13 protein-coding genes are annotated in these 11,348 nt (G+C 61.4%); 11 read left to right on the forward strand and 2 right to left on the reverse strand.

Annotated elements, in window-relative coordinates; translation table 11 throughout:
• The first annotated feature begins 109 nt into the window (after positions 1-109).
• From H351_RS32080 to H351_RS08650, 9 genes are all read left to right on the forward strand, one after another.
• A complete protein-coding gene (locus H351_RS32080) occupies positions 110-274 on the forward strand; it encodes a hypothetical protein (protein ID WP_158510639.1) in 165 nt (54 codons plus the stop codon).
• Positions 275-351: 77 nt separating this feature from the next.
• Positions 352-1,611, forward strand: coding sequence for an MFS transporter (locus H351_RS08615; RefSeq protein ID WP_080909655.1), 1,260 nt, complete (start codon positions 352-354; stop codon positions 1,609-1,611).
• Positions 1,612-1,650: 39 nt separating this feature from the next.
• A complete protein-coding gene (locus tag H351_RS08620) occupies positions 1,651-2,808 on the forward strand; it encodes an acyl-CoA dehydrogenase family protein (RefSeq protein ID WP_029256165.1) in 1,158 nt (385 codons plus the stop codon).
• 17 nt (positions 2,809-2,825) lie between these two features.
• A complete protein-coding gene (locus H351_RS08625; protein WP_029256164.1) occupies positions 2,826-3,617 on the forward strand; it encodes an enoyl-CoA hydratase/isomerase family protein in 792 nt (263 codons plus the stop codon).
• A gap of 46 nt (positions 3,618-3,663) precedes the next feature.
• Positions 3,664-5,196 carry an acyl-CoA synthetase gene (locus tag H351_RS08630; RefSeq protein WP_029256163.1) on the forward strand — a complete coding sequence of 511 codons (1,533 nt, stop codon included), beginning with the start codon at positions 3,664-3,666 and terminating at the stop codon, positions 5,194-5,196.
• A 38-nt stretch (positions 5,197-5,234) separates the two neighbouring features.
• Positions 5,235-6,380, forward strand: coding sequence for an acyl-CoA dehydrogenase family protein (locus H351_RS08635; RefSeq protein ID WP_029256162.1), 1,146 nt, complete (start codon positions 5,235-5,237; stop codon positions 6,378-6,380).
• Positions 6,381-6,431: 51 nt separating this feature from the next.
• Positions 6,432-7,526: a CaiB/BaiF CoA transferase family protein gene (locus tag H351_RS08640; protein WP_029256161.1), complete on the forward strand. Its 1,095-nt coding sequence runs from the start codon at positions 6,432-6,434 to the stop codon at positions 7,524-7,526.
• Complete coding sequence (locus tag H351_RS08645) at positions 7,523-8,416, forward strand: acyl-CoA thioesterase (protein WP_037120532.1); 894 nt, start codon at positions 7,523-7,525, stop codon at positions 8,414-8,416. The genes H351_RS08640 and H351_RS08645 overlap by 4 nt, the downstream gene beginning before the upstream one ends.
• A 9-nt stretch (positions 8,417-8,425) precedes the next feature.
• Positions 8,426-8,779 (forward strand): winged helix-turn-helix transcriptional regulator, encoded by a 354-nt coding sequence (locus H351_RS08650; protein ID WP_029256159.1) that lies wholly within the window; start codon positions 8,426-8,428, stop codon positions 8,777-8,779.
• Between the two features lies 1 nt (position 8,780).
• Here the strand turns inward: H351_RS08650 and H351_RS08655 are convergent, their stop codons facing one another.
• Positions 8,781-9,197, reverse strand: a complete 417-nt coding sequence (locus H351_RS08655) for a PPOX class F420-dependent oxidoreductase (RefSeq protein WP_029256158.1) — start codon at positions 9,195-9,197, stop codon at positions 8,781-8,783.
• 239 nt (positions 9,198-9,436) lie between these two features.
• Between H351_RS08655 and H351_RS08660 the strand changes: the two genes are divergently transcribed.
• The gene (locus tag H351_RS08660) at positions 9,437-10,285 is read left to right on the forward strand and encodes an alpha/beta fold hydrolase (protein WP_029256157.1); all 849 of its coding nucleotides are present in this window, start codon (positions 9,437-9,439) and stop codon (positions 10,283-10,285) included.
• Between the two features lie 190 nt (positions 10,286-10,475).
• Positions 10,476-10,679 carry a PspC domain-containing protein gene (locus H351_RS08665; protein ID WP_019745155.1) on the forward strand — a complete coding sequence of 68 codons (204 nt, stop codon included), beginning with the start codon at positions 10,476-10,478 and terminating at the stop codon, positions 10,677-10,679.
• Positions 10,680-10,688: 9 nt separating this feature from the next.
• On the opposite strand, the gene H351_RS08670 is transcribed toward H351_RS08665, so the two are convergent.
• Positions 10,689-11,348 carry a TetR/AcrR family transcriptional regulator gene (locus H351_RS08670; protein WP_019745154.1) on the reverse strand — a complete coding sequence of 220 codons (660 nt, stop codon included), beginning with the start codon at positions 11,346-11,348 and terminating at the stop codon, positions 10,689-10,691.

Genomic DNA, 11,348 nt, shown 5'->3' on the forward strand with positions numbered 1-11,348 from the left:
GACTTTCGTTGCAATTTCCGATGGTTTGCCGAGGTATGTGGATGATTTTGCGAGACTATTGCGTCAGCATGCCGATTGATGATTTACTTTCTGGGCGGCAAGGTGGCGTGTGTCACAGAGTAGGTGCCTGACGGTCGAAGCGGCCACGTCAGGTTCGCACCGCACCGGACCGGTCTCCGAGTCCCGCATCCAGTACTTCGGTGCTGAGATCAGTTCACCCAGCTTCTGTTTCGCATTGCGCTCACTCCGTGGCGCAGTTGTCGCACTTGCCTGAGAGGATCGATGAGAATGACGTTGAGCAAGCCGGCTCTTCCCACCGCCGCACCACCGCGAGAAGTAGGGGAATCCCGAGTGCGGGCATGGGGGCTCACCGGAGTTCTCGTTCTCCTTGTCGTCGTCAACTGGGCTGACAAGGCAGTCTTCGGCCTGGTTGCACAGCCACTGGCCAAGGAATTCGGGCTGACCTCTGCACAGATCGGACTGGTCGGCAGTGCATTCTTCCTGGCCTTCACCGTCGGTGGCTTCTTTGCCGGGGTACTGCACAAGTGGATGTCGCTGCGGTGGTTGCTGGTTCTGCTCTCACTGGGGTGGGCAGCGTCGATGATCCCGCTCGTCGTGGTTGCCGGTTTCGGCATGCTTCTGTTCACGCGCATGATGCTCGGATTCTTCGAGGGACCAGCGGGTGCGCTGGTTCACACGGGTGTCTACTCGTGGCATCCTGCGGAAAAGCGTGGTCTGCCAGGAGCTTTCCTGGCTTCCGGTGCCTCTATCGCGAAGATTGCGATCGCGCCGCTGATGGCCTTGGCTGTAGCCAGTTGGGGGTGGCGAGCAACGTTCGTCATCCTTGCCGGGGTCGGCGTGGTCTGGTGCGTCCTGTGGTTGTTCACCTGGAAAGAGGGGCCGTACATGCAGCGGCCGGTCAGGAAGTCCGAGCGGGAGACCACAACGGCCACAGACTCGGTGGTTGTCGCCAAGGTGCCGCTGACGAAGATCTTCTTCACGCCGACATTCCTCGGTGCGCTTGCCGCGGTGTTCACCATGTACGCTCTCATCACGGTGGTGCTCACGTGGCTGCCGTCGTACTTCGAAGTGGGACTTGGATACTCGCGGGTTCAGGCGGGAACCATGTTCGGCATTCCCAGCATCGCGGGACTGTTCTTCATGTTCCTCTGCACGTCGATCAGTGACAGGCTGATGGCGCGGGGTGCCAGCTCTCGGATCCTGCGCGGTATCGTTCCCGGAATTGCCCTGCTGATCTGTGGGCTTGCCCTCGTCAGCATGCCGTTCATCAAGACTCCGATCGTTGCGGTGCTCGTGGTATCAGTGGGTTACGGCATCGGGACGGTCATCATTCCGCAGTTCAACGCAGCGATCTCCGAAATCTGCCCACCACAGCAAATGGCCTCGGTACTGGGTGTTTTCATGGCTCTGATGGCCACCGGCGGTCTGATCGCTCCCTACCTCACCGGCGTCATCGTCGACAGCGCCGCAACCCCGGCCGAGGGATACGCCACCGCATTCCAGATCTTCGGAATCGCGACTGTCATCGGTGCCGTCATCGCGCTCTGCGCCGTCAACGCCACCCGCGATCGGGTGCGAATCCTCGGCTGAGCACTACTCACTTTCATTTCACAATATCCAGGAGAAACAATGCAGCGCACAGTATTCAACGAAGAGCACGAGGATTTCCGCAAGGTCATCCGTAGCTTCATCGAAGCCGAGGTAGTGCCCAACTTCTCCGATTGGGAGCGCGAGGGCATGGTGCCCCGCGACTTCTATCGCCAGCTCGGCAAGCTCGGCGTTCTCGGAATGACGGTTCCCGTGCAGTACGGCGGAGCGGGTGAAACAAGCTTCAAGTTCCAGGCTGCCCTGACCGAAGAGACGGCTCGTGCGGCAGTCAGCTTTGGCGCATTCGGTGTACACACCGGCCTGGTCCTGCCATACATCCTGACCTACGGAACCGAAGAGCAGAAGCAGCGTTGGCTGCCCGATTTCATCAGTGGCGACATGATGACTGCCATCGCGATGACCGAACCGGGCACCGGCTCGGACCTGGCGGGCATCAAGACCACGGCCAAACGGTCCGAGGACGGCACTCACTATGTTCTCAACGGCGCAAAGACATTCATCACCGGCGGCGTTCAGGCTGATCGGGTTCTCGTGATCTGCCGTACGTCACCGCCGACGGCAGAGAACCGTCGCGCCGGGTTGAGCATCCTCGCAGTGGACACGTCGAGCGAAGGCTACGAGGTCGGTCGCAAGCTCGAGAAGATCGGCATGCGCACTTCGGACACGGCAGAGCTTTCCTTCACCGACGTGCGGGTGCCGGCCGAGGATCTACTCGGTGAGGAAGGCGCAGCGTTCGGTTACCTGGCCAACAACCTTCCGCAGGAGCGACTGATGATCGCGGTCACCCAGACCGCCGCGGCCGTCGGAGCTATCGAGTTCGCTACTGCTTACGTGCGTGACCGCAAGGTGTTCGGCCAGGCGGTGGCGGAGTTCCAGAACACCAAGTTCGTCATCGCCGAGTGCATCGCCAAGGTCGAGGCCGCGCAGTGCATGGTCGACCGGGCTCTGGAATTACACGAGACCGGCGACCTCAGTGTTGCCGACGCCGCCAAGGCAAAGCTGTTCTGCACCGAGACGGCAGCCGAGGTCATCGACAAGTGCTTGCAGCTTCACGGGGGCTACGGCTACATGCTGGAATACCCCATCGCGCGTCTGTACGCGGACACCCGTGTGTCGCGCATCTACGGCGGAACCAACGAAGTGATGAAGACGATCATCGCCAAAGCGGCCGGGTTCTGAACGAATCGAGGGAAACCATGGCAGAGCTTCTCTACGACGTCGATGACGGTGTCGCCACGATGACTCTGAACCGACCGGATCGACGCAACGCGATTACGTACACGCTGCTCACCGAGCTGCAGAACGCGCTTACGTCGGCCGCCGGTGACGAGGCCGTGAGAGTCGTCGTGCTCACGGGCGCCGGAGGGAACTTTTCGGTCGGTCGCGATCAGTCCGGTGATCGGTCGAGCCGTGTAGTGCGGGGTGATTCACAGCAAGAGGATCGCACTCGCTTGCTTGATGTTTCACGGGTGATACCAACTTTGGTGCAGCATCCCAAGCCTACGGTGGCGGTGATTCGCGGTGGCTGTGCGGGCGCCGGCTTGAGTCTCGCTCTGGCGTGCGATCTTCGCTATGCCGGAGCCGATGCGATGTTCAACACGGCCTTCCTGGGGGCTGGAATGTCCGGTGACATGGGAATGGCGTGGTTGCTGACCCGCGCAGCGGGCACATCGAAGGCGCGGGAATTGATGCTGCTGTCCGAACGAATCAAAGCTGATCGCGCTGCCTCATTCGGAATGATTCACGAGGCTTTCGCCGAAGAATCGCTGGAAGCGAGGACTACGGAAATTGTTCAGCGGCTCTCTGTTTCGGCACCGTTGGCAGTGCGTGGTGCAAAGCTGAACCTCGATTCGGCGATGTCGCGGCCGCTGTCCGAATTCTTGATGGACGAAGCCGACCGGCTGATCACGTGCGCGTATTCCGAAGACGTGGAGGAAGCGCGCTCGGCATTCCTCGAGAAACGAGTACCGCACTTCACGGGCCGCTGAAAAGAACTGGAACACATTGTTATCGGGATCAGGAGAGTGAACGAGAATGTACTTGACTCAGGGTTTACATCGGTCGGTCCAGCGTGAACCCGACGCGATCGCCGTCGTTGACGGGCAGCGCCAGTTGACGTTCGCTCAACTGGAGAGTCGCGTTGCGCGATTGGCCGGTATGTTCACGTCGTACGGGCTCGACCGAGGTGACCGGGTAGGGATACTGGCCACGAACTGTCTCGAGTATGTCGAATACTCCTTCGCCTGTGCCTGGGCGTCGATGGTCGCGTCCCCGGTGAACAACCGCTGGAGTCCCGACGAGATGGCATTTCACATCGAAGACGCCGGAATCACAGTGCTTCTCGTGGACGGACCGCGCCTGGCCGCTGCGCTGGAACTGCGTGAACGGTGCGCTGTACTGGAGACCGTGATCGTATTCGGTGCGGCGGATCTGCCCGGCGATACGGTCGACTACGACTCTGCTTTGGCGCTGCACGGTCCGATTCCCGATACTCATGCAGATCCCGATGCATTGGCGCTGCTCATGTACACCGGCGGAACTACAGGCCGCCCCAAAGGTGTCATGCTGAGCGCAGGCCAGATCCTGACATCGGTGCTCGGAGTCCTTGCCGGTAGTGGTGAGCCGAATCTGCCAGGCCGCTCCCTGCACGTGGCGCCCCTGTTCCACCTCGCAGCCTTCGCCGGTTTGGTCCAGGCCTCGGTTACCGGATCCGTGCACGTTTTGATGGGGGACTTCACCGTCGAGAAACTCGTCGAAACCATTGCAGAGAAGGAAGTTACACAATCTCTGCTCGTGCCGACAATGGTGCAAGCGATGCTCGAATACGCTGATCGGACAGGTCTGCCGATCGACAGTCTCACCTCGATCACCTACGGCGCATCGCCGATGCCCGAACCACTGGTTCGGCGCTTGATCGAACGATCACCTGATCTTCGACTGCGCCAGGGCTACGGAATGACCGAGTTGGCCCCGGCAGCAACACTTCTCCGCGACGACGACCACCGCAATCCTGATCACCCGGAACGACTTCGATCAGTGGGACGTGCTGCGCCACACACCGAGGTGCGGATTGTCGACGCAACCGGCACAGAGCTTCCGCGCGGCGATATCGGTGAGGTCGTCGTGCGGGGCTCGAACGTCATGATGGGTTACTGGAACAACGAGGCGGAGACGGCGCACGCGGTGCGCAGTGGATGGATGCATACCGGTGACCTCGGCTTCATGGACGAGCACGGCTACGTGTTTCTCGTAGACCGACTCAAGGACATGATCATCTCGGGCGGCGAGAACGTCTACAGTGCCGAAGTCGAAGCCGCCCTGTCCCAGCATCCCGGTGTGAGCAGTTGCGCGGTCATCGGAGTACCCGACGACAAGTGGGGAGAACGCGTCCATGCAGTGGTGGTGCGCACAGCTGAAAACAATTCGAGCGGTGATGAACTCCGAGATTTTGTCGGCGAGCGTATAGCTCGGTACAAGGCGCCGCGGTCGGTCGATTTCGTCGACGCACTCCCGCTGTCGCCGGTAGGGAAGATCCTCAAGCGCACTCTGCGTGAGACCTACCGGTGACACAGCCATCTTCCCAACATGCTTCCAGGAGTAGAACCGTGATCGACCCACAGATTCGCGACCTCGATTTCGACGCCTACCGGCAGGTGATCCGCGATTTCACCGACAATGAGCTCATTCCTCGTGAGAACGAAATGGTCTCTGCTGGTGAGGTTCCCGCTGACCTCGTGACAAGGATGGCCGAGGTCGGACTATTCGGCATCACGCTTCCGAGGAGCGTCGGCGGATTGGGGTGGACCGTCGAACAGCAGGTGCTGCTGACTTTCGAGTTCACCCGGTCATCGGCGGTGTACCGTTCCCGATTCTCGACCAGTATCGGACTGGCTTCGCAGATCCTCCTCGAATACGGCACCGACGCTCAGCGTGAACAGTATCTACCGGCGATGGCGGCGGGGGAGTGCGTCATGGCGTTTGCTCTCACCGAGGAGCAGGCGGGTAGTGACGCCTCCGCCGTGCGCGCCACCGCTACCAACACCCCGGACGGCTACGTCATCAACGGTGAGAAGCGCTTCATCACCAACGGAGCGTGGGCTGATGTTCTGGTGGTGTTCGCCCGCACCGCGGACGGCGAGATTTCATCCTTCCTCGTAGATCGGGAATCGCCGGGGGTAGAGACCCGGGTGCCTGAATTGATGAACGGTCATGCCGAAGGCCCAGTCGCCGAGATCAGCTTGCGTGACGTTGTGGTGAGCGCCGACCGGTTAATCGGCGGTGCAACAGGTTTGGGGATGATTCACGCGATGCGCGGAATCAACCAGGCTCGCACCCACGTTGCCGCGACCGCAGTCGGTCAGGCGACTCGGATGCTCGCGGAGGCAATGAAATACGCGGGTTCTCGTGAGCAGTTCGACCAACCTTTGGCCGAGTTCGGTGCCGTGCAGGCGATGCTCGGACGCAGCTATGCGGAACTCGAGGCAGGACGAGCGATGATCCTCGACTGCGCCCGTGAGTTCGACCGCGGAACGCCGCCGCGTCATCGGATTGCCGCGGCAAAGCTGTACTGCACCGAGATGGCGTCGGTGGTCGGGGACCGGGCGGTGCAGGTGCTCGGCGGGGTCGGCATCGTCGGCAATCACCCGGTACCGCGTATGTGGCGGGATGTGCGTGCCTTGCGGATCTACGAAGGTGCCTCTCAAATTCACGAACGCAACCTCGCACGGGCTCTGCCGTCATTACTCGGCTGAAAACCGTACCTACACAGATATTTCGACTCGAGAGAGAACAGAGGGACAATCATGGCTCCCACCACAGGCCGCGGACCGCTCGCCGGACTTCGCGTCGTAGAGCTTGCCGGAATCGGTCCAGGTCCCCACGCAGCGACGTTGCTCGCTGATCTCGGCGCTGACGTCGTCCGTGTTCAACGCGCCGGTCGGATCCCCGGTCCCGGTCAGCCACGGGATCAGACCCAGCGTGGGCGTCGTATCTGCGAGGTGGACCTCAAGGACCCTGCCGGCGTCGACATTGTTCTCGGATTGATCGAGCGTGCGGACGTGCTCATCGAGGGTTTCCGTCCTGGGGTCACCGAGCGGCTCGGCCTCGGACCGGAGGTTGCGCTGGAACGGAATCCAGCCCTGGTGTACGGCCGGATGACAGGATGGGGTCAGGAGGGGCCGCTTTCGCAGGCTGCCGGGCACGACATCAACTACATCTCGCTGACCGGTGTCCTGCACGCGATCGGTCGTGCCGGTGAGCGTCCGGTTCCGCCGCTGAACATGGTGGGGGACTTCGGTGGTGGCTCGATGTTTCTGTTGTTCGGAATACTTGCCGCGCTCTTCGAGCGACAGAAGTCCGGGCAGGGTCAGGTTGTCGATGCCGCAATGGTCGACGGAACGCTGGCGCTGTCGCACATGATGTGGAGTTTCCGCGGTCTCGGACGCTGGTCTGACGAACGCGGTGTGAACATGCTCGACACCGGCGCCCCGTACTACGACACCTACGAGACATCCGACGGCAGATACATGGCCGTCGGTGCCGTCGAACCGCAGTTCTATGCACTACTTCTGGCCGGTTTGGGACTTGATCCCGCGACGTTGCCGAGCCAGAACGACAAGAGTGCATGGCCGCACACGAAGAAGGTGTTTGCCGATGTGTTCGCGTCCAAGACACGCGACGAGTGGGCGGCGATCTTCGACGGCACCGACGCGTGTACGACACCGGTTCTGACGTTTGCGGAAGCCTCATCCAATCCCCATGTTGCCCAGCGTGGTTCGCTCGTGGAACTGGACGGGGTCACTCAGCATCGTCCGGCGCCGCGATTTTCCCGCTCCGATCCGGGTCTGCCGTCGGCCCCTGCCGCTGAAGCCGTTGACGCAGGGACGTTGTGGACGTGACGCTCACCGAATCTCGAGAACTCGAGTCCTTCGATCTACACACGTTGCTGAGCCTGGACGACGTCGGACCCGACAGATTCCATGGGTACTGCCACGCTGGCTCTCCCGGGCGCATCTTCGGCGGGCATCTCGCGGCACAGGGCTTGACCGCCGCTGGTCGGACAGTGCCTGCGACTGCGGTGGTGCATTCCCTTCACGGATACTTCCTCAGCTCAGGCGATCCGCGGCAGCCCATCACCTACGAAGTCGGTCGTCTTCGTGACGGACGTACGTACTGGTCCCGTCAGGTCACTGCCCTGCAACTGGGCACGCCGATCTTCACACTGTCCGTGTCCTTCAAACTTCCGGAGGACAGCACCGATCGACAGGGGGAGATGCCCGTCGTACCTGCTCCGGAGGACCTTCCCGATCCATACGAGCGCTGGGCGAGTGCGCGCGCCGACGAGTTCCGCGACAACAAGACACATCGTGCGATGGACATGAGATTCGTTGCCGACGAGGGTGAGCGCGAGCGGGGGTCGGTCGCACAGTCGGTGTGGTTCAAACCGAATCACGCTTTTCCTGACGAACCGTTGTTCCATGCCGGGGTCCTCACCTACGCTTCGGACTTGTCTTTGGCATCGACGGCCTCACTCGACGTCCAGCCCCACCGGTCGTTGATGGTCGGACCTTCGCGAGTGCTGATGGCGTCACTCGATCACGCGATCTGGTTTCACCGACCCTTCCGGGCCGACGAGTGGATGCTCTTCGCTCAGGAAAGCAACTCCGCCACTGATGGTCGGGGATTCTCGACGGGCCACTTCTGGACACGCGACGGCGTCTTGGCTGCAACCGTCGCCCAGGAGTCCCTCTTGCGGCGAGTTGACGGGCCACCGTGGCCTCGGGCCTAGGATGAAGCAATGCCTGGGAAGAGTGAAGCCGAGCACCAACCACGCGTCTGTGACGCGGCGTTGGCTCGCGCTTTCAGCTTTCTCGGCAAACGCTGGAACGGTGTGATCCTGGCGACGCTCCTCGGTGGTCCGGCGGGATTTGCGGAACTCAAGCGTACAGTCGGCAAGATCAGCGACTCCGTGCTCTCGGACCGATTGACCGAACTGGCTGGTGCGGGCCTGGTCACGCGGACCGTCGACGCCGGCCCGCCCATCGCTGTGGAGTACGAACTCACGGCGTCGGGGCAGGCGCTGCTCCCCGCTCTCAGTGAACTGACAACGTGGGCCGCCGAAAACCTGCCACCCGAGAGTTGCCCGAACTGACCTATTGCGTGTGAACAGTCTTGTGAGATTCGTACCAGGTGTCACCTGCCGGTTCTCCCGCCAAGTTCCAACTCCACGAGACTGTCGGCGTGATGCGTGAATAGATTCCGGGACCGACCATTCCTACCCTTTCGATCGGCTGTTCAGCGATTCCGTAGATCCTGATCCCGCGCGCGACAAACGGCTCGAATGACGGCATGTCGTCGATGACGAGGGCTACTTCGAGTTGTCCTGACCCGATATTGCGGAACTTCCTGGTTTTCAGGACGCTCTGGCCGCCCCCGCCGATCCAGAAGTGGGCCCCGTCGTATTCGAAGGCCAATGGAACGACGTCTGGTTGCCCGTGTGGTGAGAGCGTCGCAACGCGCGCCAGTGGCTGCGACTGCATGTATGCGATTTCTTCTTCCGTGAATGCCATCTGTTCTCCTTCGGGGACGAAACACGTACGCAACGTAGATGCAACGTAATCAAAACTAGTGTTCTGGATCACACAGTGTTCGTGTGGTCGAGAGGCCTTTGGTCACGAATCTGTGGGCAGAACGGGTCCTGGTTCGCTACCGGTGGTGGATGAGGACAAGGTTCCGCGGGTTGAGCACACAGCTCGCGGAACCGCCCCACCACGCGCCCCGGCAAGGGCACCGGCCGACAGGAGTTCAGGTGTCCGTAGTTGCGGAAGTCTCGGCGATTGATTTCGCGGAGACCGAATTCGATTGGGCGCAGCGATCGACGCTGATTCGTGAAGTCGACCCACTCGTTCCGGGGCCACCATCCTTGGCGATGTGTCTGAGCGAGCCGACGCGCGGACTGGTCGACATCGCTTCACTGCTTCTCGCGGCTCCTTGGTTGCTTCGATCGCCGCGTGGGGACGGGCATCCGGTCCTCGTTCTCCCCGGATTGCTGACTTCGGACGTGTCGACTCTCGCATTGAGGACGTACCTGAGCTTTCTCGGATACCGGGTTCACGGTTGGAATCTGGGTCTGAACACCGGTCCGACGGCGACGGTGGTCGACGGATTGCCTGCCGCATTGGCCGAGGTAGCCGATCGATACGAGCAGAAGGTGTCGGTGATCGGCTGGAGTTTGGGCGGTATCTACGCTCGAAAGCTGGCGAGGGATCTGCCGGAATCGGTACGTCAGGTAGTGACACTCGGAAGTCCTTTCGGTCTCACCAGTCTGGAGCAGACGAGAGTCGGATCTCTCTACGCTCGTTTGTCCGGTAATCACGCGATACTGCCTCCGGTCGACGGCATCGAATCCGAACAGGGATCGCCTATTTCCGTTCCTGCCACGTCGGTCTACTCCAGGCACGACGGTATCGTTCCATGGCAAGCGTGCTGTGAAACCTCGGCAGGCCTGTCGGAAAGCATTGCGGTGCAAGGCAGTCATATGGGGTTGACCCACAACCCGTCGGCGTTGTGGACGGTTGCCGATCGTCTGGCACAGGACGTGGACAACTGGCAACCTTTTGCGGCTCCGAAACGGCTTCGACGCATGTTTCCCTGCTGAGGTACGAGGCTGGGGTTCGAGGCTGGGGTGTGGGGGAGAACCCTGAGTCCGACGTGGGGACGGACTCGTACCTGAGGACACACCGCGTCGGAAAAGATGGGTCCATGGCCTGATGCGCACAGGTGGATCGGCGGCGGATAGTGGAGGTCGACGCGGATGAACCGCGAGTTCCGTTGAAAGGAAACAACACATGACCTCCCCGATGAAGACCCGCAAGCTCACCCGCGCCCGCTCGGGAGCAATGTTCGGTGGGGTGTGCGCCGGAATCGCTCGATACTTCGGTTGGAAGTCGTCGACTGTCCGCTTGCTGTTCGTGCTCTCGTGCCTGCTGCCCGGCCCGCAGTTTCTGATCTACATCGTGATGTGGATTTTCATTCCTCGTGAGCAGATCTGACCGAACCGCTCAACGGCGGCGGTCTTTCAGGCATTGCTTGGCCTCGTGCAATTCCTCCGAACTCAGTGGAGGAAGGGGGAGTGCGTCACGGTGCAACCCCTCCGTGCGTAGACCGTCGAGCATCACCGAGAGGTATCGACGCCACACGGTCGGGTTGACGGGCTGAGCAAATTCGGTGACTGCGCCCACCATGAAGATGAGGCCGAACAGGTCCGTCGGTACGGCGTCGGGGCGCAGCATCCCGGCCTCCTGGGCCCGGTAGAAGATCCTCTCGACCGACGGTTCGATGATGGATCGTTGGCATGCGACTTGCTCGCATCCCTCGTCGGTTCCGTTCAGGACGTCTTTGAGCCCGCGGTTGACCGACATACGGCTGCAGGCGAATTCGGCAAAGGTGACAAGGCCGTCCCACGGATCCGGATTGGCGAGTGACGCGTCCGCGGCCGCCGCCATGTCGGCGAAGTTCTGTTGGAAGACTCCGTCGATCAATTCTTCCTTGCTGGCGAACCGCCGATAGACCGTTCCGACGCCGACACCCGCGCGCCGGGCGACGTCGTCGAGTGTGACGTCGATCCCTTCTTCGGCGAACAATTCACGTGCGGCGTCGATGATCAACTGCCGATTACGTGCAGCATCGGCGCGAAGGGGGCGCTCCATTGCGGTACTCAT

Origin of the sequence: Rhodococcus erythropolis R138, from assembly GCF_000696675.2 — a bacterium.
Classification (GTDB): Bacteria; Actinomycetota; Actinomycetes; order Mycobacteriales; family Mycobacteriaceae; genus Rhodococcus_F; species Rhodococcus_F erythropolis.

Bases quoted from the DNA above. Each gene is read 5' to 3' on its own strand.
- H351_RS08655 (WP_029256158.1), bottom strand. From the start codon at position 9,197: ATGGCATTCACGGAAGAAGAAATCGCATACATGCAGTCGCAGCCACTG.
- H351_RS08650 (WP_029256159.1), top strand. From the start codon at position 8,426: ATGCCTGGGAAGAGTGAAGCCGAGCACCAACCACGCGTCTGTGACGCG.
- H351_RS08625 (WP_029256164.1), top strand. From the start codon at position 2,826: ATGGCAGAGCTTCTCTACGACGTCGATGACGGTGTCGCCACGATGACT.
- H351_RS08670 (WP_019745154.1), bottom strand. From the start codon at position 11,348: ATGAGTACCGCAATGGAGCGCCCCCTTCGCGCCGATGCTGCACGTAAT.
- H351_RS08630 (WP_029256163.1), top strand. From the start codon at position 3,664: ATGTACTTGACTCAGGGTTTACATCGGTCGGTCCAGCGTGAACCCGAC.
- H351_RS08665 (WP_019745155.1), top strand. From the start codon at position 10,476: ATGACCTCCCCGATGAAGACCCGCAAGCTCACCCGCGCCCGCTCGGGA.
- H351_RS08640 (WP_029256161.1), top strand. From the start codon at position 6,432: ATGGCTCCCACCACAGGCCGCGGACCGCTCGCCGGACTTCGCGTCGTA.
- H351_RS08620 (WP_029256165.1), top strand. From the start codon at position 1,651: ATGCAGCGCACAGTATTCAACGAAGAGCACGAGGATTTCCGCAAGGTC.